The following is a 25753-nucleotide window of genomic DNA, read 5'->3' on the forward strand; positions in this document are numbered from 1 at the left end:
GTTAACAAATGACTTTGAAAGATATTGTCGTAGGTTTCGGCACGACAGTTCGCAGTATCTGGCTGATCGGGCTGCACGCCTTCGCCAAACGTGAAACGCAGATGTACCCGGAAGAGCCGGTTTATCTGCCACCGCGCTATCGTGGCCGTATTGTGTTAACCCGCGATCCGGACGGTCAGGAGCGTTGCGTTGCCTGTAACCTGTGTGCGGTTGCCTGTCCGGTTGGCTGTATTTCACTGCAGAAAGCTGAAACCAAAGATGGCCGCTGGTACCCGGAGTTCTTCCGCATCAACTTCTCACGCTGCATCTTCTGTGGCATGTGTGAGGAAGCCTGTCCGACTACGGCGATTCAGCTGACCCCCGATTTTGAACTGGGTGAGTTTAAGCGTCAGGATCTGGTGTATGAAAAGGACGATCTGCTGATTTCGGGGCCGGGTAAATATCCGGAGTACAACTTCTACCGCATGGCAGGTATGGCAATTGACGGTAAAGATAAGGGCGAAGCGGAAAACGAAGCGAAGCCTGTCGACGTCAAAGGCTTATTACCTTAAGGAGCAAGGCATGGAATTTGCGTTTTATCTTTGCGGACTGGTGGCGGTGCTGACGACGTTGCGCGTCATTACCCACACTAATCCGGTACATGCGTTGCTGTACCTGATCGTTTCGCTGTTATCGATCGCCGGCGTCTTCTTCTCGATGGGGGCCTATTTTGCTGGTGCGCTGGAGATCATCGTCTACGCCGGGGCCATCATGGTGCTGTTCGTCTTCGTGGTTATGATGCTGAACCTGGGCAAACAGACTGAGAAGCAGGAGCGTGAGTGGCTCAGTCCGTCGCTGTGGATTGGACCGGGTATCGTTTCGTTACTGCTGCTGGTGGTAATGATCTACGCCATCCTGACAGCGAATGATCAGGGCATTGATGGCATCATCATCGACGCCAAAGCGGTGGGCATCAGCCTGTTTGGTCCTTACGTGCTGGCGGTTGAACTGGCATCGATGCTGCTGCTGGCCGGTCTGGTTGTGGCGTTTCATATCGGTCGCGAAGAGCGTCAGGGCGAAGTCCTGAGTAACCGTAATGCTGACGCCGCTCAGGTGAAAAAGGAGAACGCATGATCCCGTTACAACATGGATTGATTCTTGCTGCCGTGCTGTTTGTCCTTGGACTGACGTCACTGGTAATACGCCGCAATCTGCTGTTTATGCTGATCGGCCTTGAAATCATGATCAACGCCGCCGCATTAGCCCTGGTGGTTGCCGGGAGCTATTGGGGTCAGGCCGATGGACAGGTGATGTATATCCTGGCGATCAGCCTGGCGGCAGCGGAAGCCAGTATTGGTCTGGCACTGCTGCTTCAGCTCTATCGTCGTCGTCAGACGCTGAACATTGATACTGTGAGCGAGATGCGCGGATGAATCTTCTCTATTTAACTGTCTTGTTTCCGCTGATCGGCTTTCTGCTGTTAGCGTTTTCCCGCGGTCGCTGGTCTGAGAACCTCTCGGCCACGGTGGGTATGGGATCGGTGGGTCTGGCAGCACTGACTACGGCAATGATCGGTTTCGACTTCTTCGCCAATGGTCAGCAAGCTTACACCCAGGCACTCTGGACATGGATGCATGTCGGCAACTTCGACATGAAGGTGAATCTGACGCTGGACGGCCTGTCGCTGACCATGCTGTCGGTAGTAACCGGCGTCGGCTTCTTTATTCATATGTTCGCCTCCTGGTACATGCGTGGAGAAGAGGGCTACTCCCGCTTCTTCGCCTACACCAACCTGTTTATCGCCAGTATGGTGGTTCTGGTGCTGGCCGATAACCTGATGCTGATGTATCTGGGCTGGGAAGGGGTAGGGCTCTGCTCTTATCTGCTGATCGGTTTCTACTACAGTAATCCGGAAAACGGCAAAGCGGCGATGAAAGCGTTCATTATCACCCGCGTCGGCGACGTCTTCCTGGCATTCGGTCTGTTCATTCTCTACAACGAGCTGGGCACGCTGAATTTCCGCGAGATGATGGAACTGGCTCCGGCGCACTTCGCCGCAGACAACTCTATGCTGCAGTGGGCAACGCTGATGTTGCTGGGTGGCGCGGTCGGTAAATCGGCACAGTTACCGTTGCAGACCTGGCTGGCCGATGCGATGGCCGGTCCGACACCGGTTTCGGCGCTGATTCACGCCGCGACCATGGTGACGGCGGGTGTTTACCTTATTGCCCGCAGTCATGGTCTCTTCCTGCTGACGCCGGAAGTGCTGCATCTGGTGGGAATCATCGGGGCGATTACCCTGGTGCTGGCGGGATTTGCCGCGCTGGTGCAGACCGACATCAAACGTGTTCTCGCTTACTCCACCATGAGCCAGATTGGCTACATGTTCCTGGCGCTGGGAGTCCAGGCGTGGGATGCGGCGATTTTCCATCTGATGACGCACGCCTTCTTTAAAGCGTTACTGTTCCTCTCTTCAGGTTCAGTGATTCTGGCCTGCCATCACGAGCAGAACATCTTCAAAATGGGCGGCCTTCGTAAGAGCATTCCGCTGGTCTATACCTGCTTCCTGGTCGGTGGCGCAGCGCTGGCGGCACTGCCGCTGATCACGGCGGGCTTCTACAGTAAAGATGAGATTCTGTTTGGTGCGCTGGCTAATGGCCACATCAACCTGATGGTAGCGGGTCTGCTCGGGGCGTTCCTGACCTCAATCTATACCTTCCGCATGATCTTCATCGTGTTCCACGGTGAAGAGAAAATTCACGCACACGCCGGTAAAGGCATTACCCATCATCTGCCGCTGATTGTGCTGCTGCTGCTCTCCACCTTTATTGGTGCGCTGATTACGCCACCGCTGGCGGGTGTACTGCCAGCCAACGAGTTCGGTGAGGCGGGCAAAGCAGGACTGGAAATCACCTCAGGTGTGGTCGCGATTGTCGGCATTCTAATCGCTGCCGCGCTGTGGCTGGGCAAACGTGAGCTGGTAACCCGTATCGCAAACAGCGCACCGGGCCGCTTCTTCGGCACATGGTGGTTTGCGGCATGGGGCTTCGACTGGCTCTACGACAAAGTGTTCGTCAAACCTTACCTGGGAATTGCGTGGCTGCTGAAGCGCGATCCACTGAATGGTCTGATGAACCTGCCTGCGCTGCTGTCACGCATTGCCAACAAAGGTCTGGTGGTCAGTGAAAATGGCTATCTGCGCTGGTATGTGGCGTCAATGAGCGTGGGTGCCGTGCTGGTGCTGGCTCTGCTGCTGGTGATTTAAAGATTGATGAGCGGGGTGAGTTCGCTCACCCCAATGAAGAATGTCAAAATAACCTGAGTAATGAGCGTTATCGTCGCAGTCAGTTTCATCACCGCCAGCGCACAGCAACCGGAGCATACCGAGGTATGTGAGGATTGCGAGCACTGCCGGGGTTGAAAATGGCAAGTAAGATAGCTCAGAAAAGGAAATATAAGGGAAGTGTGCCGTGTTATTACCTTGGCTAATTATCATACCCTTCGTCGGCGGTCTGATCTGCTGGCTCACTGAGCGCCTTGGCGCGAAGGTGCCACGCTGGATCGCGCTGATCACCATGGGGCTGACGTTGGCGCTTTCACTGCAACTCTGGTTGCAGGGAGGCTATTCACTGACGCAGGCAGCGGGCATTCCGCAGTGGCAGTCAAGTTTCTCCGTTCCGTGGATCCCACGCTTCGGCATCAGCTTCCATTTAGCCATCGATGGCCTCTCGCTGCTGATGGTGGTGCTGACCGGTCTGCTCGGTCTGATGGCGGTGCTCTGTTCCTGGAATGAGATTTCAAAGTATCAGGGCTTCTTCCATCTGAACCTGATGTGGATCCTGGGCGGCGTAATCGGTGTGTTCCTCTCCATCGACCTGTTCCTGTTCTTTTTCTTCTGGGAAATGATGCTGGTGCCGATGTACTTCCTCATCGCGCTCTGGGGTCATAAAGCATCGGACGGTAAAACCCGTATCTCCGCCGCGACCAAATTCTTCATCTATACCCAGGCTTCGGGTCTGGTGATGTTGATTGCGATTCTGGGCCTGGTGTTTGTCCACTTCAACGCGACCGGCGTCTGGACCTTCAACTACGAGCAGCTGCTGCAGACGCCAATGTCGAGCGGTGTTGAATATCTGCTGATGCTGGGCTTCTTTATCGCCTTTGCGGTCAAGATGCCGGTGGTGCCGTTACACGGCTGGCTGCCGGATGCGCACAGTCAGGCGCCAACAGCCGGTTCTGTCGACCTGGCGGGTATCCTGCTGAAAACCGCAGCTTACGGTTTACTCCGTTTCAGCCTGCCGCTGTTCCCGAACGCATCAGCCGAGTTTGCGCCCATCGCTATGTGGTTAGGCATCATCGGTATCTTCTACGGTGCCTGGATGGCCTTCTCGCAGACCGATATCAAACGTCTGATTGCCTATACCTCGATTTCGCACATGGGCTTTGTGCTGATTGCCATTTACACCGGCAGCCAGCTGGCGTTGCAGGGTGCGGTGATTCAGATGATTGCACACGGTCTGTCCGCTGCCGCACTTTTCATTCTGTGTGGTCAGTTGTATGAGCGTCTGCATACCCGTGATATGCGTCAGATGGGGGGCCTGTGGTCGCGCATCAAATGGATTCCGGGCCTGTCGCTGTTCTTTGCGGTTGCCAACCTCGGTATGCCGGGCACCGGTAACTTCGTCGGCGAATTTATGATTCTGACCGGCAGCTTCCAGGTGGTGCCGATGATTATCATCATCGCAACTTTTGGTCTGGTGTTCGCCTCCGTATACTCGCTGGTGATGATGCAGCGCGCTTACTACGGCGAAGCGAAATCGAAAGATCCGCTGCCAGGCATGTCACCGCGCGAGTTTATGACCATCGGTGTTCTGGTGGTGCTGCTGGTGCTGCTGGGCGTCTATCCACAGCCGATTCTGGATACTTCGCACGCTGCCATGAGCAATATTCAGCAGTGGTTTACCGCTTCAATTTCAACTACAAGGCCGTAATTCGCCATGACAATAACTCCTCACCAATTGATTGCGTTGCTACCGCTGTTAATCGTCGGATTGACGGTGGTGGTTGTGATGCTGTCCATTGCCTGGCGACGCAACCACTTCGTTAACGCCACGCTAACGGTAGTTGGCCTGAACCTGGCGCTGCTCTCGCTCTACTTTGTCGGTCAGATCGGGGCGATGGATGTCACGCCGCTGCTGCGCGTCGATGGCTATTCGATGTTTTACACCGCGCTGGTCATGCTGGCGAGTCTGGCAACCTGCACCTTTGCCTATCCGTGGCTGGCAGGCTACCCGGACAATAAAGATGAGTTCTATCTGCTGGTGTTGATTGCGGCGCTCGGTGGCATCGTACTGGCCAGCGCTAACCATCTGGCCTCGCTGTTTATCGGTATTGAGCTGCTGTCGCTGCCGCTGTTTGGTCTGATTGGCTACGCTTTCCGTCAGAAACGTTCGCTGGAAGCGGCGCTCAAATACACCATTCTCTCCGCGGCAGCCTCATCGTTCCTGTTGTTTGGCATTGCGCTGATCTACGCCGATTCCGGTAACCTGAGCTTCGTTGCGCTGGGTCAGAGCCTGACAGACAGCATGATCCACGAGCCACTCTTGCTGGTGGGGCTGGGTATGCTGATCATCGGTCTGGGCTTTAAGCTCTCACTGGTTCCGTTCCACCTCTGGACGCCCGATGTCTATCAGGGTGCGCCTGCGCCGGTTTCAACCTTTCTGGCCACCGCCAGCAAGATTGCCATCTTCGGTGTCATCATGCGTCTGTTCATGTATGCGCCGGTGACTGACAGCGAAGCGGTGCGTACGGTGCTGGCCATGATCGCCTTTGTATCGATTCTGTTTGGTAACCTGATGGCGATTTCGCAGAGCAACATCAAGCGTCTGCTGGGTTACTCCTCTATCGCCCATCTTGGTTATCTGCTGGTCGCGCTGATTGCGGTGAAAGATCATCAGCTGTCGCTGGAAACCTCTGGTGTTTACCTGGCAGGTTATCTGTTCAGCAGCCTGGGTGCCTTTGGTGTGGTGAGCCTGATGTCCAGCCCGTATCGTGGCCCGGATGCCGACTCGCTCTACTCCTATCGTGGTCTGTTCTGGCATCGTCCTGTCCTGTCAGCGGTCATGACGGTGATGATGCTGTCGCTGGCAGGTATCCCTATGACGCTGGGCTTTATCGGTAAATTCTACGTGATCGCGTCAGGCGTCAGTGCGCACCTCTGGTGGCTGACCGGTGCAGTGGTAGCGGGTAGTGCGATTGGCCTTTACTACTATCTGCGCGTGACGGTGAGTCTCTACCTCAGCCCGCCAGAACTGCATACCCGTGATACTCCGGCTAACTGGGCGTTTACCGCCGGGGGTGTGGTGGTGCTGATCTCTGCCATTCTGGTGCTGCTGTTAGGGGTTTACCCGCAGCCGTTAATCAGACTGGTGCAGATGGCTCAGCCATTGATGTAAGCAGATGACTGCGACTGATGAATCAGGCCTCCGGGCCTGATTTTTTTTGCCTGTCAGATGAGATGACGAGTCAGGTGCTGGCGACGCCACACTGATGTAGAGTGTTTTGTTTAGTAAGGAGAGACCATGAACATTAACTGGCAGGATAAACATCATAGCGAACTCACCGCCCGGGAACTCTACGACTTACTGACGTTGCGCAGCGCCGTGTTCGTGGTGGAACAGCAGTGTGCATATCAGGATGTGGATGGCAAAGATTTGCAGGCCGAAAACCGGCATCTGCTGGGCCTGGCGGATGGACAACTGGTGGCTTATGCGCGCCTTCTTTCCCCGGAGGATGAGACCAGTCCGGTAAAAATCGGACGGGTGATTGTGAGCGATCGGGTGCGCGGTGCACGGCTGGGCAGTCGTCTGATGGAGAAGGCGATCAGCCGTTGTCAGCTACACTGGCCGGGTCATAATCTTTTTCTCTCCGCTCAGGCGCATCTGGAAAACTTCTACGGGCACTATGGTTTCGTCGCGACAGGGGAGAGCTATCTGGAAGATGGTATTCCGCACGTCGATATGCTGAAGAACACGCCATAAAAAAGGCGAGGCCGGAGCCTCGCCTTTTTCCATCAGCCCACCGTCATCTGACGGTCATCGACATATTTACGCTGATCCGGCGCTGGCGGGAAATACTGATAAAGCCAGGTTTCACTCAGCGTCTCCTCTTTGCTGCGCAGGAACAGACGCATTTCTACCGGCTGGGTAGAATCGCTGTTCGGATACCAGTCAAACAGGATGCGGTATCCCTTCAGCGGATCGACATACAGAATTTCAACCTGCTTCACGCTGCCCGATGAGACAGTAATCACCGGTTCAATACCTTTCGGCGCAGCAGCCTGCAGGTCACCACCAATAAAATCGATAGCGAAGCGACGGCACCAGGTTTCAGGGAAGTGTTCGCCAGGCGCCCAGCCTTCCGGGAAGCCACCGATACCGGTACGGGTGGCATCCACGCGCGCCAGACCGCTTCGCACTGGTGGCAGACCACTCCAGTAAAGTTTGTAGGAGAAGTTCAGCTCACTGCCTGCTTTGACCGGTTCCGCCGGTTGCCAGAAGCAGACGATATTATCCAGCGTTTCACCCGTGGTTGGGATTTCCATCAGGTTGATCGCGCCTTTGCCCCACTTGCCGACCGGCTCAACCCACAGGCTCGGACGTTTGTCATACCAGCCAATCACATCCTGATAATCTTTGAAGTCGTGATTCAACTGCAGCAGGCCAAAGCCACGCGGATTCTCATCCTCATAGGCGTTGAACTGCAGACGCTGCGGATTATTCAGCGGGCGCGCAATCCATTCGCCTTTACCGGTCCACATCGCCAGACGATCGGAGTCGTGGATCTGCGGATGGTAAGTGTTGCACATGCGACGTTCGTTGGTGCCACAGCTGAACATGCTGGTCATTGGCGAGATGCCGATCTGACGGATCTCTTTACGGGCAAACAGGTGGTTTTCGACTTCCATCACCACCCGTTTCTCTTCGCAATGAATGATGAACTTATAAGCACCGGTAAGGCTGGCACCATCCAGCAGGGCGTAACAGGTAAAGGTGGTATCTTCCGCTTTTGGCGTTTCAAACCAGAAGGCGGTAAAGTCCGGGAACTCTTCCTGACCGTTGCTGAAAGTATTAATCGCCACGCCACGCGCCGAGAGGCCGTACTGGAAGGTATCGTCAACGGCACGGAAGTAGCTTGCGCCGAGGAAAGAGACGATGTCGCGACGGGCCAGTTCCGGCTTTTTAAAGGCACGGAAACCGGCGAAGCCGAGGTCAGTTTTGCCCTCCAGCTGCTTTGTATCCACGCGGGCGTTGTTGTAGTTGAACAGCTCGGGGCGGAAATGAATTTCGCGCGCCTCGCGGCTTGCGCCGTCAACAGAGAACATACGGATGCGACGCTTAAAGCCCATACCGACATGGAAAAACTGCACATCCAGCTGACGGTCAGGCAGGTTATTCCACAGCGAATGGTTAGCGTCATACTGAATTTCGTTGTACGCCTGCGGGGTCAGTGTAGCCAGCGTCTCCGGCAGCGCGCCTGGTGCACCGCCCCAGGGTTTTTTTGCCAGCGCGGCCGCGTTTTTCTTCAGTACGTCAAAATCGAAGCGTACGGCGGTTCCGTCAGCAATGCCATCTTCTGCCCATGCGGATTGCGCAAACAGCGTTGACAGGCCGGTCATGCCGCTGACGGCGGAGAAGGCCATTGACGCTTTCATAAACATTCTTCGATTCATGCCAGAGATCATTCCTTAGCTGTTCGAGGGTGTCGTGACTGTCGTGCAAAATGCACTTTTCATGGCCCGATAATCACAGGCAACAGAGGGGTACGACAATAGGGTTACTGGAAAATTCAGTCCCGACAAAATTTATCAGATTAATCAAAGAAGCGAAGCGAAATTCGGCGGTTGCCGTGGCGTCTTACACTTCTTTGCGCAGTGAAACGGCGCACCGCCTGGGCTGAGCAATTTTAGCAGATGAAAAATCAGGTGATTCCTGGATCAGGAAAACAGCAGAGCGCCAGATTATGACTATAGTTAATGAACTGCTTTGCAATTCACACGGAGGAAACGATGGTAAATCAGACAAATCAATTCGAAACGGGCCTCGATGACGATATTGCGTTACTGACCGAAACGCTGGAAGAAGTGCTTAAGGCATCAGGGGATCCGGCCGATCAGAAGTACATCGAGCTTAAAAGCAAAGCCGAACAGGCGCTGAACGATGTGAAATCCCGTGTCAGCCAGGCGTCAGATAGTTACTACTATCGCGCTAAACAGGCGGCTTACCGTGCTGACGATTACGTACATGAAAAACCGTGGCAGGGCGTCGGTATTGGTGCAACTGCCGGTCTGGTGCTTGGTCTGCTGCTGGCGCGTCGCTAATCGCGACCTGCACACACTGTTGTAGCAGACAACCGTAGTAAAAAACGGCGGGTAAATCCCGCCGTTTTTGTTGGTTTCTTACTGCCCTGAATTCACTCATCTGCGCCATTGAATCCCACTCAACCCGCTGACTTTCAAGCGCAACGTGCTGCCTTAGCCGCAACAACCACAATCGCTGGCAATGCCGATTGTGTTTCCCGGGTGGACTTCATACAGTGAAGCACATGTGAAAAGGAGGATCCGACGTGATTAGAGTAGAGATGCTGTCAACCGGGGATGAGGTGCTGCATGGCCAAATCGTCGACACCAATGCAGCCTGGCTGGCGGATATGCTGTTCCAGCAGGGTTTGCCCATGACCAGTCGCACCACGGCAGGTGATTCACTCGCGTTACTGATTGCTACGCTGCAGGCGCGCAGTCATGAGGCCGATGTGCTGATTGTGAATGGCGGTCTGGGGCCAACCAGTGACGATCTCAGCGCACTGGCCGCCGCGCGCGCCTGTGGGGTTGAACTGGCGATGCAGCAGGACTGGCTGGAACAGATGGAAGCCTGGTTTGCCAGTCGCGGGCGAATAATGGCGGCCAGCAATCGCAAACAGGCTGAAATTCCGGCCAATGCGGAACTGATTGATAATCCGGTCGGAACCGCCTGTGGCTTCGCTCTGCAACTTAATCGCTGCTGGATGTTCTTCACGCCTGGCGTGCCGTCTGAATTTAAAGTGATGGTGGAGCAGCAGATCATCCCGCGTCTGAAAGCAAAATTCTCGCCGCCCGAGCCGCCGGTTTGTCTGCGGCTGACGACCTTTGGTCGCGGTGAAAGTGATATTGCCGCTGAACTGGAGCCGCTATTGTTGCCGGAAGGCGTGGTGATGGGGTATCGCTCATCGATGCCAATCATTGAGATCAAACTTACCGGTCCGGCCAGCCAGCGGGTGGCGATGGAGCAGGTATGGCAGCAGGTGCGTCTGCTGCTGGCGGAGTGTACCATTTTTGAAGGCACCGAAGGTCTGCCGGCCCTGCTGGCTTGCGAGCTGGAGCAGCGCGGTGAGCAACTGGCGGTCAGCGAGCAATACACCGCCGGGCTACTTTACTGGCAACTGGCGGCCGCCAGCGTGCCGTTGAGGGGCGCTGACATTCTGGTTGCCCGGCAGGAGACGCTGGAGCAGCAGGTAAGCCGTACCCGCGATTTTGCCGCGCAGCAGCAGGCAGCGCTGGCGCTCTCTGTTGGCAGCCTGGAGCAGGAAGAGATTTCAGTGGCACTGCATACGCCAAAGGGCAGTTTTGGTCAGCGCGTGAAGTTCAGCACCGGTCGCTATAACCTTGAAACGCGTCAGAAGGTGGTGGCGATGATGGCGATGAACATGCTGCGTCGCTGGTTGCATGGTAGCGAAGTGAGTACCGGTCACGGCTGGATTGATGTGGTTGAAACTGTCAGGCAGTAATTCAGTGAAGTAAAACGGGCGCCTCAGGCGCCCGTTTTGTATGTGGACAAAGGTAGCCGCAGCTCGCTGTAATACCCAGCCTGCGAAGGGAACACGGTCAGATCGGAAAGACGCAAAACCCGTCATCCCTGACCTGCTCTACCCACGGCATCCATGGCGTGGGACGCTTTCCTCCTCTGACCGTATTCCCTGCGCTTCGCACTAATTCATTGCGGTTAAATTTATCCGGATTTGAATTTGTCAGCAGAATGAAAGACGCCTGCTGCAGTTATAACTCAAGCTCAATCTCGCCTTTAGCTTTGCAGCAGCAGGGCAGGATCTCATCCTGCTGCACAAAGGCCAGCGGCCGCTGTGGATAATGCACTTCGCCTTTCAGCAGCCGCATCCGGCAGGAGCCGCAGTAACCTTCGCGGCACTGAAACTCCACGCAGAGATTATTGGCTTCCAGCAACGTCAGCAGGTTGGTGTGCTCGTCTGTGCATTCTAGCCGGGTGCCGGAAGTGCGCAGAATAACAACGTCACGGCTCATGATTAAAGCTGGAAGTCGTCGAAGTCGTTAGCGCCCACTTCAGAGTCGATCTGACCGACCAGATAAGAGCTCACTTCCACTTCCTGCGGCGCAACCTGCACGTTATCAGACACCAGCCACGAGTTGATCCATGGAATCGGGTTAGAGCGCGTCTGGAAAGGCAGATCAAGGCCAACTGCCTGCATACGGATATTGGTGATGTACTCAATGTACTGGCAGAGAATGTCTTTGTTCAGGCCGATCATCGAGCCACCGCTGAACAGATATTCAGCCCATTCTTTCTCCTGCAGCGCCGCCTTCTTAAACAGCTCGAAGCACTCTTCACGGCACTCTGCCGCAATCTCTTTCATTTCCGGATCGTCTTCACCGCTGCGCAGCAGGTTCAGCATGTGCTGGGTGCCCGTCAGATGCAGCGCTTCATCACGGGCAATCAGCTTGATGATTTTGGCGTTGCCTTCCATCAGCTCGCGCTCGGCAAAAGCGAAAGAACAGGCGAAGCTGACATAGAAACGGATTGCTTCCAGCGCATTGACGCTCATCAGACAGATATAAAGCTGCTTCTTCAGCGCACGCAGGCTGACCACAACCTGCTTATCGTTGACCTGATGGGTGCCTTCGCCCAGCAGATGCCAGTAGTTAGTCATCTCGATCAGGTCATCGTAATAGCGTGAGATATCCTGGGCACGGGCCAGAATCTGCTCATTGGTGACAATATCGTCAAACACCACTGCGGGATCGTTCACGATGTTACGGATGATATGGGTGTAAGAACGGGAGTGAATCGTCTCAGAGAACGCCCAGGTTTCAATCCAGGTTTCCAGCTCAGGAATTGAAATCAGCGGCAGCAGGGCGACGTTCGGGCTGCGACCCTGAATCGAATCCAGCAGCGTCTGATACTTCAGGTTGCTGATGAAGATATGCTTTTCGTGGTCCGGCAGCGCCTGGTAGTCGATACGGTCACGCGAGACATCCACCTCTTCCGGACGCCAGAAGAAGGAGAGCTGCTTTTCGATCAGCTTTTCAAAGATGTCATATTTCTGCTGGTCAAAACGCGCCACGTTGACTGACTGACCGAAAAACATCGGCTCTTTCAGCTGATCATTTTTGTTCTGTGAGAAAGTGGAGTAAGCCATAAAAGTTGTCCAAAAGTAGACGAAGCCAGGCCTCGTGAAATGAATGAGGCGGGAGAATCTCCCGCCTGACCATTAGATCTTACAGGCGCCGCTCTCGCAGCCATCATCCTGGATAGAAGGTGCCAGGTCATCCTGTGCATCTTCCGCACCGTCACGGGTATTTTGATAGTAGAGCGTTTTCACGCCGAACTTGTACGCCGTCAGCAGATCTTTCAGCAGCTGTTTCATCGGCACTTTGCCGTTGGCAAAGCGTGACGGATCGTAGTTGGTGTTGGACGAAATCGCCTGGTCGATGAATTTCTGCATCAGACCCACCAGTTGCAGGTAGCCGTCGTTGTTCGGCATGTCCCACAGCAGTTCATACTGATCTTTCAGACGCTCATACTCCGGCACCACCTGACGCAGGATGCCATCTTTAGACGCTTTGATGCTGATGTGGCCGCGTGGTGGCTCGATGCCGTTGGTGGCATTGGAGATCTGAGACGAGGTCTCAGACGGCATCAGTGCAGACAGGGTCGAGTTGCGCAGGCCGTGCGTCTTGATCTCTTCACGCAGGCTTTCCCAGTCAAGATGCAGCTGTTCGTTGCTGATCGCGTCCAGGTCTTTCTTGTAGGTGTCGATGGGCAGAATGCCCTGCGCATAGCTGGTTTCATTAAACCACGGGCAGGCACCTTGCTCTTTTGCCAGCTCGTTTGACGCTTTCAGCAGGTAGTACTGAATCGCCTCAAACGTTTTGTGGGTCAGGCCATTAGCGCTGCCATCAGAGTAGCGCACGCCGTGCTTCGCCAGATAGTAAGCGTAGTTAATCACCCCAATGCCCAGGGTACGACGACCCATGGCGCCACGCTGTGCAGCCGGAATCGGGTAGTCCTGATAGTCGAGCAGCGCATCCAGCGCACGCACCGCCAGGGTAGCCAGCTCTTCCAGATCGTCCAGGCTTTCGATGGCACCGAGGTTAAACGCAGAGAGCGTACACAGGGCGATCTCACCGTTTTCGTCGTTAACATCTTCCAGTGGTTTGGTCGGCAGGGCGATTTCCAGGCAGAGGTTAGACTGGCGAACCGGCGCGATGCGCGGATCAAACGGGCTGTGGGTGTTGCAGTGATCGACGTTCTGAATATAGATACGGCCAGTTGATGCACGTTCCTGCATCATCAGCGAGAAGAGATCGACCGCTTTAACACGCTGCTGGCGGATGCTCTTGTCCTGCTCATATTTGGTATAGAGGCGCTCAAACTCATCCTGATCGGCGAAGAACGCGTCATACAGGCCAGGCACGTCCGATGGGCTGAACAGGGTGATGTCTTCGCCTTTCAGCAGGCGCTGATACATCAGCTTGTTGAGCTGAACGCCGTAGTCCATGTGACGCACGCGGTTACCTTCAACACCACGGTTGTTTTTCAGCACCAGCAGGCTTTCGATTTCCAGATGCCACATCGGGTAGAACAGCGTCGCTGCGCCGCCACGTACGCCACCCTGAGAACAGGACTTCACTGCGGTCTGGAAATGTTTATAGAACGGGATACAACCAGTGTGGAACGCTTCACCGCCGCGGATCGGGCTGCCCAGCGCACGGATACGACCGGCGTTAATGCCGATACCGGCACGCTGAGAGACATATTTCACAATCGCGCTGGAGGTGGCATTGATGGAGTCCAGGCTATCGCCGCACTCGATCAACACACAGGAGCTGAACTGACGTGTCGGGGTACGCACGCCCGACATGATTGGCGTCGGCAGCGAGATTTTAAACGTGGAGATCGCATCATAGAAACGCTTGATGTAATCCATACGCGTATCGCGCGGGTAGCCAGAGAACAGGCAGGCAGCGACCAGAATGTAGAGGAACTGCGCGCTCTCGTAGATTTCACCCGAGACGCGGTTCTGGACCAGATATTTGCCTTCCAGCTGCTTTACCGCGGCGTAGGAGAAGTTCATGTCACGCCAGTGGTCGAGGAACTCGTCCATCTGTGCGAACTCTTCCTGGCTGTAATCTTCCAGCAGGTGGCGATCGTATTTGCCCATGTCGACCATCTTAACGACCTGGTCATAAAGCTTCGGCGGCTCAAACTGACCATACGCTTTTTTACGCAGGTGGAAAATCGCCAGGCGGGCAGCCAGGTACTGATAGTCAGGGGCATCGCGAGAGATGAGGTCTGCTGCGGCCTTGATGATGGTCTCGTGAATGTCAGAGGTTCTGATGCCATCATAGAACTGAATGTGGGAGCGCAACTCCACCTGTGAAACTGAGACGTTGTTCAGCCCTTCAGCTGCCCAGTCCAGTACACGGTGAATTTTGTCGAGGTCAATGCGCTCCTGGCGGCCATCGCGTTTAGTAACGAGCAGACTCTGGTTCATGTCGCGTTTTTACCTTTGCGTGAGTATCCAAAAATTAAAAGAAATCCCGGCTTATGCACAGCATATTCATTGTGAATAATGTGTGGATAAACACTACATCTTGGGGGTGATGGGAAATACCATAACTACATGGGGGCTTATTTTAGTATTTTACGGCCGCTTAACAAGAGCAAAAAATGATGGATAGAGGGGTTGTATTTTTGGCGAAAATTCTCAGGCCATGCCTTGTAAGGCCTGGCAACATGTCAACCAGATCACACTTTTTTTTCTAACTTTGATCGGACGCGTATTTCTTATTCAATCCTCACTTTTCGGCCCTGCAGGGGAGGAAAAATAGCGAAAAGAGACTACCTGCCCCGTGCACTGCCAGATGACGCAGACTGAAATCTGAGGCAAAAGAGAGTGGGTGTGACGTAACCCACTGGCAGGTAACACGATGCCTCTGTTGCGGTTGATTTCGGGGGCCACAGGTGATGAAAAGCGGAAAGGAAAGAACAAGCCCGCCCTGATTCAGGCGGGCCAGTCACTTAGACGGCGCGATGGGTGTGTACCATATAATTGACATCAGTACCGGGGGCCAGTTTGAAGCGATTAGTCACCGGATTGTAGTGCAGGCCGATGATGTGGCGTTCACGCAGGGCCGTTTCATCGACCCAGCCCAGCAGCTCTGAAGGACGGATGAACTTCTTAACGTCGTGTGTGCCGCGCGGCAGCATGCGGAGCACATATTCTGCGCCAAATATCGCCAGCAGCCAGGCTTTAGGGTTGCGGTTCAGCGTTGAGAAAAAGACTTCGCCGCCGGGTTTAACCAGTTTCGCACAGGCGTGCACCACCGAGCGCGGATCCGGTACATGCTCCAGCATCTCCATGCACGTCACCACATCATATTTTCCGGCGTGCTGTTCGGCATGCTCTTCTACGGTCTGCTGTACGTAGTCCAGCGTGATGCCGCTCTCCAGAGCATGCAGGCGTGCCACGGCCAGCGGTTCAGCGCCCATATCCAGGCCCGTGACCACTGCGCCTTCACGCGCCATGCTTTCCGCTAAAATGCCGCCGCCGCATCCCACGTCGAGCACGGTCTTACCAAACAAACCGTTACTGTGCTGCGCGATATAGCCCAGGCGCAGCGGATTGATGCGGTGCAGAGGTTTAAATTCACCCTCCAGATCCCACCAGCGCGAGGCCACCGCCTCAAACTTGGCAATTTCCTGCGCATCGACGTTCTGCTGATGATTCTGCGGTTGTGCATTCATTGAATCGTAACTCCTGACAAAATGTGCCCACAGTATAAACGCTTAACCGCGGATGGCACACCTTTCAGGCGTGAGGAAAAGCGGGCGATATCGGTGGTTAACGTTCACCCGGGCATTGCAGTGTGATATACTTTCGCACCTTTAAAATCCGGGATTAAGTAGAGGGATAGCGGCTCAATGAGCGACCTTGCGAGAGAAATTACACCGGTCAATATCGAAGAAGAATTAAAAAATTCTTACCTCGGTTACGCCATGTCGGTCATCGTTGGCCGAGCTTTACCCGACGTGCGTGATGGCCTGAAGCCGGTTCATCGTCGCGTACTCTATGCGATGAGCGTACTGGGTAACGACTGGAACAAACCCTATAAAAAATCTGCCCGCGTCGTCGGTGACGTTATCGGTAAATATCACCCGCATGGTGATTCTGCCGTTTACGACACCATTGTACGTATGGCCCAGCCTTTCTCCCTGCGTTACATGCTGGTGGACGGACAAGGCAACTTCGGTTCCATCGATGGCGACTCTGCTGCAGCGATGCGTTATACCGAAATTCGCATGTCGAAAATCGCCCACGACCTGTTAGCTGACCTGGAAAAAGAGACCGTCGATTTCGTACTGAACTATGACGGTACTGAGCAGATCCCTGACGTTCTGCCGACCAAAATCCCTAACCTGCTGGTGAACGGTTCGTCCGGTATCGCCGTAGGTATGGCAACCAACATTCCACCGCACAACCTGCGTGAAGTGATTAACGGCTGCCTGGCGTATATTGAAGATGAGAACGTCAGCATTGAAGCGCTGATGGAGCACATTCCGGGGCCTGATTTCCCGACCGCCGCCATCATCAATGGTCGCCGTGGCATCGAAGAAGCGTACCGCACCGGACGCGGCAAGATTTATATCCGTGCACGCGGCGAAGTGGAAGCCGATGCAAAAACGGGCCGCGAGACCATCATCATTCATGAGCTACCGTATCAGGTAAACAAAGCACGCCTGATTGAAAAGATTGCGGAGCTGGTGAAAGAGAAGCGTGTCGAAGGCATCAGCGCGCTGCGCGATGAGTCTGATAAAGACGGCATGCGGATCGTGATTGAGATCAGGCGTGATGCAGTCGGCGAAGTGGTCCTGAATAATCTCTATTCACTGACCCAGCTGCAGACCTCGTTTGGTATCAATATGGTGGCGCTGCATCAGGGCCAGCCGAAGATTATGGCACTGAAGGAGATTCTGGACGCCTTCGTTCGCCATCGTCGTGAAGTCGTTACACGTCGTACCATTTTTGAACTGCGCAAGGCCCGTGACCGCGCGCATATCCTGGAAGGTCTGGCGATTGCGCTGGCGAATATCGATCCGATTATCGAGCTGATTCGCCGTGCACCCAATCCGGCAGAAGCGAAAGCGGGTCTGATTGCCCAGGCGTGGGATCTCGGTAACGTGTCAGCGATGCTGGAGCGTGCAGGTGATGACGCTGCGCGTCCTGAGTGGCTGGATCCGCAGTACGGTATCCGTGATGGTCAGTACTATCTGACCGAGCAGCAGGCTCAGGCGATTCTGGATCTGCGTCTGCAGAAACTGACCGGCCTTGAGCATGAGAAGCTGCTGGATGAGTATAAGGCGCTGCTGGAGCAGATCGCTGAGTTGCTGCACATTCTGTCAAGCGCCGAGCGTCTGATGGAAGTGATCCGCGAAGAGCTGGAGCTGATGCGCGATCAGTTTGGCGACGATCGTCGTACCGAGATCACCGCGAACACCGCCGATATTAATATCGAAGACCTGATTAATCAGGAAGATGTTGTCGTGACGTTATCGCATCAGGGCTATGTGAAGTATCAGCCACTGAGCGACTATGAAGCACAGCGTCGTGGTGGTAAAGGCAAGTCAGCTGCGCGTATCAAAGAAGAGGACTTCATTGATCGTCTGCTGGTGGCCAATACCCATGACACCATTCTTTGCTTCTCAAGTCGTGGCCGTCTCTACTGGATGAAGGTTTATCAACTGCCGGAAGCAAGTCGTGGCGCGCGTGGACGTCCAATCGTCAACCTGCTGCCGCTGGAAGCTAACGAACGTATTACGGCGATTCTGCCGGTACGTGAGTATACCGAAGGCTTCAATATCTTTATGGCGACCGCGCTGGGTACGGTGAAGAAGACGGCGCTGAAAGAGTTCAGCCGTCCACGCAGCGCCGGCATTATTGCCCTGAATCTGCGTGATGATGATGAGCTAATCGGCGTGGCGCTGACCAATGGTAACGATGAAGCGATGTTGTTCTCCGCAGCCGGTAAAGTAGTGCGCTTTGCAGAGTCCGCCGTTCGTGCCATGGGTCGTACCGCTTCTGGCGTGCGCGGCATCAGGCTGGCTGAAGGCGATCGTGTGGTGTCGCTGATTGTGCCGCGTGAAGAGGGTGCCATTATGACCGTGACGCAGAATGGTTACGGTAAGCGTACGGCCAACAGCGAATACCCGACGAAGTCGCGTGCGACGCAGGGTGTTATCTCAATCAAAGTGACCGAGCGTAATGGTCCGGTGATTGGCGCGGTTCAGGTTGTTGATGGCGATCAGATTATGATGATCACCGATGCCGGTACGCTGGTGCGTACCCGCGTTTCAGAAGTGAGCGTCGTGGGTCGTAATACCCAGGGTGTGATTCTGATTCGTACCGCTGAGGATGAGAATGTAGTCGGACTGCAGCGTGTTGCTGAGCCGGTTGAAGAAGAAGAGCTGGATTCAATCGACGGTAGCGTGGCGGAAGGCGAAGATGATATTGCGCCGGAAGCTGAGATCGACGATGAAGAGATTGCACCGGAAGCGGATGCAGAAGACGAAGACGACGCGGCTGAAGACGAAGAGTAATTTGTCTGACGTGAGCTGAGGTTCGTTGCAGAAACGGCAGGTCAGGAGAAATCCGGCCTGCCGTTTTTTTGGCGATCGAGAGTAGGTGGCTGCGAGCCGGGAGCCGTCGAAAGGCCCGCCATGCCCGACCGCAAAGGATTCACGCATCCCTGCGGATCGTCCACGCCATCCGTGGCGTGGACGCTTTGCTCTTCGGGCATAGCCAGCCTTTCTCGTTGGGATTACGGTGTCGCTTTGAGTGGATGCTGGGTAGCAGAGAACGTGAGTCGAAAGTCGGAAGCCGGGAGCCGTCGAAAGGCCCGCTATGCGCGGTCGCAAAGGATTGCCGCATCCCTGCGGATCGGTCACGCCATCCGTGGCGTGGACGCTTTGCTCTTCGGGCATAGCCAGCCTTTCTCGTTGGGATTACGGTGTCGTTTTGAGTTCTTATGGGCAGGCTTGTACGCAAGCCTTCTTGTTCACTGATAGCTAGCTGCTTTCACTATCCTGAAAAATTCCCAAACCTTCCGCTAAGCCTGCGGCTGGCTGGCTTTTTTCGCCTGATAAAGCTAGTGTATGGGCATTAAAAATCGATGATGCGACTAACCTTGCCAACTGCGAGTTACCTTTGAAATATCCTGTCTCTTTCCGCACTACGCTTCGCATCTCGCGCTATCTTTTTCGCGCGCTGGCGCTGCTAATCTGGACGCTGGGTGCCGTTCTGACGGCGTTTTACATCATCAGCGTCCTGCACAATAAAGAGACGCAGGTCCGGCAGGAGTTCGCCAGTAACTACGGCACGATTCAGTGGTATGTGCGCCATTCGGCGGACATGATGCGTGAGCTGAAATATATCACCGAGAATCGCCTGACCAATGCCAGCAATGGTCTGGATGTATTGACCGGCATGATGCCGGGCAAAACTACGCAGCCCCAGTTTACGCCACTCTTTTCGGATGGCGACTGTACTTCAATGAGCAATACCTGGCGCAACTCGCTCGATTCCCTCAGCTACTACATCAATTACTGGAAGAGCAACTTTGCCTCGTCATATGAGCTCAATCGGGTTTTCTTTATCGGTGGCGAGAGTCAGTGTCTGGCGGACTTTACCATTGGCAGCAGTAATGCCGATCGGGAACGCAGCCTGAAATTGCTGCGTGAGAATGTGCTGCGCTATCGCAATAGCAGCGATGAGGACCGCCGCAATCCGATGTACTGGATCAACAGTAGTGCTCAGCCCGGCGTCGGCACCTTTTATATGGTGGTGCCGGTTTACGTCGCCAATAAGTTACAGGCGCTGCTGGGTGTGGAGCAGAACATCCGGCTGGATGAGTTTATTCAGCCGGGCAGCCTGCCGATTATTGCGTCCATTACCGACGAAAATTACCGTCCGCTGCTTAACTCGCGGCGCGGCGGGCTGGGCTTCTCGCTTGATAATCTGCCGGATGATAAAACCTGGTTTGGTTATCTGAATGGGTATCGTCAGCTGGTGCTGAAGAAACCACTGCCGCCATCCGATCTCAACGTGGTGTGGTCGATACCTACCGACGTGATGGTGGATCAGCTTAAATTGATGATTATTAATGCGCTGCTACTCAATATTTTCAGCGCCGTAATCCTGTTTACTCTCGCATGGGTGTTTGAGCGACGGATGTTCCTGCCGGCGCAGGAGAATGCGCACCGGCTGGAAGAGCATGAGCAGTTTAACCGTAAGATTGTTGCCTCTGCGCCGGTCGGGATCTGTATTTTACGCACCAGCGACGGCACCAATATTCTGAGTAACGAACTGGCGCATAACTACCTGACGTTGCTGACCCAGGAAGATCGCCTGCGTCTGAATGAGATTATTGGCGGGCAGCAGGTCAACTTTGTCGATGTCCTGACCGGCAGTAATACCAACCTGCAGATCAGTTTTGTGCATTCGCGCTATCGTAATGAGAACGTGGCGATTTGCGTGCTGGTCGATGTTTCGGCGCGCGTACGAATGGAGCAGTCTCTGCAGGAGATGGCCCACGCGGCAGAGCAGGCCAGCCAGTCTAAATCGATGTTCCTGGCTACCGTCAGTCACGAACTGCGCACGCCGCTGTATGGCATTATCGGTAATCTCGACCTGTTACAGACCAAAGAGCTGCCCAGCGGCATCGACTCGCTGGTGACGGCGATGAACAACTCCTCCAGCCTGCTGCTAAAGATCATCAGCGATATTCTCGACTTCTCGAAAATCGAGTCAGAACAGCTGAAAATTGAACCGCGCCCGTTTGCCCCGCGTGAAATCGTCACCCATATCGTTGGCAACTATCTGTCGCTGGTGGTGAAGAAGCGTCTGACGCTCTACTGCTTTATTGAACATGACGTTCCGCAGGTGCTGGACGGCGATCCGCTGCGCCTGCAGCAGGTGATCTCAAATCTGCTGAACAACGCGATTAAGTTTACGCACACCGGCTGTATTATCCTGCACGCCTGGGTTGCGGAGGGATACCTGGCCTTCCGCGTCCGTGATACCGGCGTCGGCATTCCGGCAAAAGAGCTGCCGCGCCTGTTTGATCCCTTCTTTCAGGTGGGAAATGGCGTGCAGCGTAATTTCCAGGGCACCGGGCTGGGGCTGGCGATCTGTGAAAAACTGATCAATATGATGGACGGTGACATCGAGGTCGACTCAGAGCCAGGCATGGGCAGCCAGTTCATTGTGCGTATTCCGATCTATAAAGGTCAGAAGCCCTCGCTGTTGCTGCTGGAAGATTTACAGAATAAGAAAATCTGGCTGGCGATGCGCAATAACTACCTTGAAGAATTTATCACGCGTCAGCTCCAGAGTCAGGGCATTGAGGTCGCGGAATATGACGGTAAGCCGGGTCACGACGATGTGGTGATGACTGATTACGACCTGGAAATCAACTTACCGCTGCGTGCGCTGATCACCTTTGACGGATCGCATGTGGATATGCCGCGTGAACGTCAGCCGGGACGCTGGATCCACTCGACAGCCACGCTGCACGAGGTGCCGGCGCTGCTGGCGCGCATCTACCGTATTTCGCTGGGCCACGATGCGGCGGATGCGTTGCTGCTGGCCGCGCCGGTCGAAGAGAAAGTGCATAACGATGACATTATGGTGCTGATTGTCGATGACCATCCGATTAACCGCATGCTGCTGTCGGAACAGCTTGGTACGCTAGGCTATCAGGTGAAAACCGCGCAGGATGGCGTTGATGCGCTTAACGTGCTGAGTCGTAATGAAATCGACATCGTGCTGACTGACGTGAACATGCCCAACATGGATGGTTATCGCCTGACGCAGCGGTTGCGTCAGCTGGGCCACCTCTTCCCGGTAGTGGGCGTGACGGCGAATGCGCTGGCGGAAGAGAAACAGCGTTGTATGGATGCGGGAATGGATAACTGCCTGTCAAAACCGGTAACGTTAGATGTGCTGAAAGTCACGCTGGCCATCTATGCTGAGCGGGTCCGTAAAACGCGGATGGGGTAGGGCAGGATAGGGCAGAGGTAAGGCGGTGCAGGCTGCACCGCCTCAGATATAACTTAGTCTCTTTCGACCTGAGTCTGGCTGACAGACGACAGGTAGTTCAGCAGCGCGATATCGTTATCCACGCCCAGTTTCATCATCGCTGATTTCTTCTGGCTACTGATCGTTTTGATACTGCGGTTCAGTTTTTTGGCAATTTCCGTTACCAGGAAACCTTCAGCAAACAGACGCAGTACTTCGCTCTCTTTAGGTGACAGACGCTTGTCGCCATAACCACCTGCGCTGATCTTCTCCAGCAGTTTTGCAACGCTTTCCGGCGTATATTTCTTGCCTTTCTGCAGTGCAGCCAGTGCTTTCGGCAGATCGGTAGGTGCGCCCTGTTTCAGGACAATCCCTTCGATATCGAGATCAAGCACAGAACTCAGAATCGCCGGGTTATTGTTCATGGTCAGAACAATAATCGACAGATCCGGATAGTGGCGTTTAATGTATTTAATCAGCGTAATGCCATCGCCATACTTCTCACCTGGCATAGAGAGGTCGGTGATCAGGACGTTAGCGTCAAGCTTGGACAGATTATTGATCAGTGCTGTTGAGTCTTCGAACTCACCTACAACGTTGACCCATTCAATTTGTTCCAGAGACTTTCGGATACCGAAAAGGACAATTGGATGGTCATCGGCAATAATTACATTTAAGTTATTCATCTTATTGGTTACCTTGCTGCAGCAGTTGATTGACGTAAGCGTCAATATCACTGGTGGTATTTGTAATGTTTGAATCGTCACACGCTTTAATGTGGTGTTCTAACTCTTCACAAAGCTGTTTGCCGGGAGTCAGATTGAGCATGGCAAACACGCCCTTTAGGCGATGCGCTGTCTGAGCAAGCGAGGCGTAGTCCTTTTCCGCCGACTCAGTATACAGTCTCTTCACATCAACCGGTACTGTCTCCGTAAACAGCTGGAAATAGCCGCCGCTCATCAATGGCGTGGCCGTGTCGTCTTCCATGTCATTATCTATCACATCATGCGACAGTTGCTTCTCAATCAGGGCCAGTAAGGCATCCAGCATCGCATTACTGAGATTGAAATTGACCCGATACTGCTGGTCGTTCAGTGCATGATGCCCCAGTTCATCTTCCGCCAGCAGCAGTGCCCAGCCGCTAAGCTTTGAGGGGTCGTCGGTCACCAGCACATCGTGATCCTGACCGGAAATGCGCTCATCGGGTGTCAGACACCGTGCGCCCCAGTTCTCCAGATGGCGGCAGACGATTTTATGCACGTCCTCCACGGTGATCTCCACCAGCGCGGTCACACCATCCAGAATCTTTTCCTCTTCTTCTTCGTGCTTCTGCTCCAGCACCAGCGGCAGTTGCATGTTATAGCGCGTGCCGATATCCGCTTTTGCCACGATATCGAGGCTGCCACCCATCTGCTTGCAGAGCTGCTTACACAGGAAAAATGCCATGCCGGAAGCCTGTCCGTAGCGATCCTGACTGGTATCGCCCAGAAACGGGAAGTCGACATTCGCCAGTTCATCCACCGTCAGGCCCGCACCGGTGTCCACCAGTTCGATGATCACTCTATCGGCCTGTTTGTCCGCAGCCTTAACTTCCAGGGTGATTTTTCCCCAGCGGGTGGTGGTCAGAGCATAGTGCATCAGCGTGGTCAGCACTTTGCGCAGAGCGCGACGGTCGCCAAAGCGCGACTCGTCATTCGCCAGATGATTATTCACCACCAGCGACAATCCTTTGCGACGCATCAGCGGCAGACTTTCCAGTGCGATTTCGTCCAGCAGCTCCTGCAGGTTAAAAACGGTGGCATCCGGTGACCAGTCATGCGCCTCAAGCCGGTTCAGCAGCACGATATCATCCACCAGTCGCGCCAGTCCCTGGCTCTCATCGAGCAGGTCCAGTACGGTCTCATCGGCATCACGCTGGCTGAGCTGCACCAGCTGCGTTACCATTTTCTCCAGCGGCTGATTAAGCGCATGACCCAGATTGTGCAGCAGCTGCTGACGCATCTGATGATTGCGATCCAGCACCTGCTGTGCTTTCTGCAGTTTCTTGTTCACCAGCAGCTCACGATCCTGGTCACGCATCATAAACAGCTGAGTATGTGGTGACAGCACGCTGCGGGCGTGGCGAATTTCATACACTTCGTTATTGATGGTGGCCTGCAGCACGCCCTGATGCTGGTCGGACATATTAATAATCTTCTGCAGATTGAGGTGAGGCAAAAGATGTTCAGCAATCTTATTGCTCAGCAGGGTGCGGTTGCTGGCAAAGTCATACACCAGCAGGCCGACCGGCAGGCTAGCCACAATCTCCTCATTCAGTACCCGCAGCGAGTCGAGTTCAGCGCTCTGATTTTCGCTGGGACGCAGCGACTGCTGGCGCAGCAGCACGATTCCCGCCAGCGACAGCAGGAACAGCAGCAGGTTGATCAGCAGCGGCCAGAGCAGGTTGTGCAGGCTGTCGATAATCAGGCGGGTAATCGGGACCTGATAGACCAGCTGCAGCGAAGTACTGGGCAGGGTGGCCGTAATCTCAATGTTGGGATTAACCAGCGTGATGCGGGTGTTTTCCACCTCCTGCTGATCGGCTGTCGTGGCAGGCATTGAGCTGTCCTGACGCAGCTGGAAGTTTTCCAGCGGCATGTTCTGCGGAACAATGTCGTTGACTGGCAGATCAAAGGCGACCACCGTGGCCAGATGGCCCGGCTGATTAAAGGTGGTGCGTAGCGTAAAATAGTGGTCGTTCTGGAAGGCGAGGTGGCGTAGCGGCGAGAAGCTCTCGCGTTCATCCAGCGCATTAGCCTGTTGCAGCATCTCCGCGCGGCGGCTATCCACCATTGCGCTGATAGCGCTCTCTTTATAGCGCGTCGCCATATCTTTCAGCGGCAGGGTCGAGATCATAATCAGGCTGTTGTCCTGACCATTTAAAAAGTACATCGACCAGGTGGGATTTTCTGCGCCCCACAGCGTGTCGAGATAGTTCGACATCCGCATGGTCATATCCAGCGTGCTGCTGTCGTGTGAGCCGAAAATCAGCGCTTCGGTTTTACGGCGGGTTTTTTCCAGGTAATAGACGTCAGGACGCAGTCGCGTCTCCTGCAGGTTACTGCCGGGTGTTGCGCCTGCTGCACTGGTAGAGAGATTTTCATAGATCTGCCAGGTGGCAAAGCGGTAGGCGTCGATGCGCTTTTGCACGTCACGCGCCAGATCGTCCATGGCATAGCGTTTGCCGGTCAGCCAGGCATTGACCGAGTTATGCACCATAAAGCCCAGCGCCAGCAGTAGCACCAGATTGAAAACCACAAAAAAGCGGGTGACATTGCCGGAGGTCAGTGGAAACTTATACAACATAGCGTGT

The 25753-nt window shown here is 54.6% G+C and carries 18 protein-coding genes; 11 read left to right on the plus strand and 7 right to left on the minus strand.

The window, feature by feature from the left end; all coding sequences use genetic code 11:
• Positions 1–8: 8 nt before the first annotated feature.
• The 7 genes from nuoI (at position 9) to QSK07_RS01615 (ending at position 7019) form a co-directional block, all read left to right on the plus strand.
• Positions 9–551 (plus strand): NADH-quinone oxidoreductase subunit NuoI, encoded by a 543-nt coding sequence (nuoI, locus tag QSK07_RS01585; RefSeq protein WP_061063001.1) that lies wholly within the window; start codon positions 9–11, stop codon positions 549–551.
• A 10-nt stretch (positions 552–561) separates the two neighbouring features.
• Positions 562–1113, plus strand: a complete 552-nt coding sequence (gene nuoJ / locus QSK07_RS01590; protein WP_285720259.1) for an NADH-quinone oxidoreductase subunit J — start codon at positions 562–564, stop codon at positions 1111–1113.
• Positions 1110–1412, plus strand: coding sequence for an NADH-quinone oxidoreductase subunit NuoK (nuoK, locus tag QSK07_RS01595; protein WP_003854236.1), 303 nt, complete (start codon positions 1110–1112; stop codon positions 1410–1412). The genes nuoJ and nuoK overlap by 4 nt, the downstream gene beginning before the upstream one ends.
• Positions 1409–3244 (plus strand): NADH-quinone oxidoreductase subunit L, encoded by a 1836-nt coding sequence (gene nuoL / locus QSK07_RS01600; protein WP_285720260.1) that lies wholly within the window; start codon positions 1409–1411, stop codon positions 3242–3244. Before nuoK ends, nuoL begins: the two co-directional genes overlap by 4 nt.
• Positions 3245–3449: 205 nt before the next feature.
• The gene (gene nuoM / locus QSK07_RS01605; RefSeq protein ID WP_098052755.1) at positions 3450–4970 is read left to right on the plus strand and encodes an NADH-quinone oxidoreductase subunit M; all 1521 of its coding nucleotides are present in this window, start codon (positions 3450–3452) and stop codon (positions 4968–4970) included.
• Between the two features lie 6 nt (positions 4971–4976).
• On the plus strand, positions 4977–6434 hold the full coding sequence (nuoN, locus tag QSK07_RS01610) for an NADH-quinone oxidoreductase subunit NuoN (protein WP_275220959.1): 1458 nt from the start codon (positions 4977–4979) through the stop codon (positions 6432–6434).
• Positions 6435–6560: 126 nt separating this feature from the next.
• Entirely contained in the window at positions 6561–7019 is a 459-nt protein-coding gene (locus QSK07_RS01615) for a GNAT family N-acetyltransferase (protein WP_098052757.1), read from the plus strand.
• Between the two features lie 32 nt (positions 7020–7051).
• Here QSK07_RS01615 and QSK07_RS01620 read toward each other — a convergent pair whose 3' ends face one another.
• On the minus strand, positions 7052–8710 hold the full coding sequence (locus QSK07_RS01620) for a glucan biosynthesis protein D (protein WP_098052758.1): 1659 nt from the start codon (positions 8708–8710) through the stop codon (positions 7052–7054).
• 336 nt (positions 8711–9046) lie between these two features.
• On the opposite strand from QSK07_RS01620, the gene elaB reads away from it, so the two are divergent.
• Positions 9047–9358 carry a stress response protein ElaB gene (elaB, locus tag QSK07_RS01625; protein ID WP_010258091.1) on the plus strand — a complete coding sequence of 104 codons (312 nt, stop codon included), beginning with the start codon at positions 9047–9049 and terminating at the stop codon, positions 9356–9358.
• A 245-nt stretch (positions 9359–9603) separates the two neighbouring features.
• Positions 9604–10800, plus strand: a complete 1197-nt coding sequence (locus QSK07_RS01630) for a nicotinamide mononucleotide deamidase-related protein YfaY (protein WP_098052759.1) — start codon at positions 9604–9606, stop codon at positions 10798–10800.
• A 268-nt stretch (positions 10801–11068) separates the two neighbouring features.
• Here the strand turns inward: QSK07_RS01630 and yfaE are convergent, their stop codons facing one another.
• The 4 genes from yfaE to ubiG form a co-directional block, all read right to left on the minus strand.
• Positions 11069–11329 (minus strand): class I ribonucleotide reductase maintenance protein YfaE, encoded by a 261-nt coding sequence (gene yfaE / locus QSK07_RS01635; protein WP_013358564.1) that lies wholly within the window; start codon positions 11327–11329, stop codon positions 11069–11071.
• 2 nt (positions 11330–11331) lie between these two features.
• Entirely contained in the window at positions 11332–12462 is a 1131-nt protein-coding gene (gene nrdB / locus QSK07_RS01640) for a class Ia ribonucleoside-diphosphate reductase subunit beta (RefSeq protein ID WP_098052761.1), read from the minus strand.
• Between the two features lie 72 nt (positions 12463–12534).
• On the minus strand, positions 12535–14820 hold the full coding sequence (gene nrdA, locus QSK07_RS01645; protein ID WP_098052762.1) for a class 1a ribonucleoside-diphosphate reductase subunit alpha: 2286 nt from the start codon (positions 14818–14820) through the stop codon (positions 12535–12537).
• A 527-nt stretch (positions 14821–15347) separates the two neighbouring features.
• Positions 15348–16073 (minus strand): bifunctional 2-polyprenyl-6-hydroxyphenol methylase/3-demethylubiquinol 3-O-methyltransferase UbiG, encoded by a 726-nt coding sequence (gene ubiG / locus QSK07_RS01650; protein WP_098052763.1) that lies wholly within the window; start codon positions 16071–16073, stop codon positions 15348–15350.
• Positions 16074–16250: 177 nt separating this feature from the next.
• Between ubiG and gyrA the strand changes: the two genes are divergently transcribed.
• Positions 16251–18923, plus strand: a complete 2673-nt coding sequence (gene gyrA, locus QSK07_RS01655) for a DNA topoisomerase (ATP-hydrolyzing) subunit A (RefSeq protein WP_285720261.1) — start codon at positions 16251–16253, stop codon at positions 18921–18923.
• Positions 18924–19530: 607 nt separating this feature from the next.
• Positions 19531–22383 (plus strand): two-component system sensor histidine kinase RcsC, encoded by a 2853-nt coding sequence (rcsC, locus tag QSK07_RS01660; protein WP_285720262.1) that lies wholly within the window; start codon positions 19531–19533, stop codon positions 22381–22383.
• A gap of 53 nt (positions 22384–22436) precedes the next feature.
• Here rcsC and rcsB read toward each other — a convergent pair whose 3' ends face one another.
• Together rcsB and rcsD are read right to left on the minus strand one after the other, a co-directional pair.
• Positions 22437–23087 carry a response regulator transcription factor RcsB gene (gene rcsB, locus QSK07_RS01665; protein WP_009089068.1) on the minus strand — a complete coding sequence of 217 codons (651 nt, stop codon included), beginning with the start codon at positions 23085–23087 and terminating at the stop codon, positions 22437–22439.
• Between the two features lies 1 nt (position 23088).
• The gene (gene rcsD, locus QSK07_RS01670; protein WP_275220949.1) at positions 23089–25746 is read right to left on the minus strand and encodes a phosphotransferase RcsD; all 2658 of its coding nucleotides are present in this window, start codon (positions 25744–25746) and stop codon (positions 23089–23091) included.
• Positions 25747–25753 lie beyond the last annotated feature (7 nt).

Origin of the sequence: Pantoea sp. QMID4 (genome assembly GCF_030270445.1) — a bacterium.
GTDB lineage: Bacteria > Pseudomonadota > Gammaproteobacteria > Enterobacterales > Enterobacteriaceae > Pantoea > Pantoea vagans.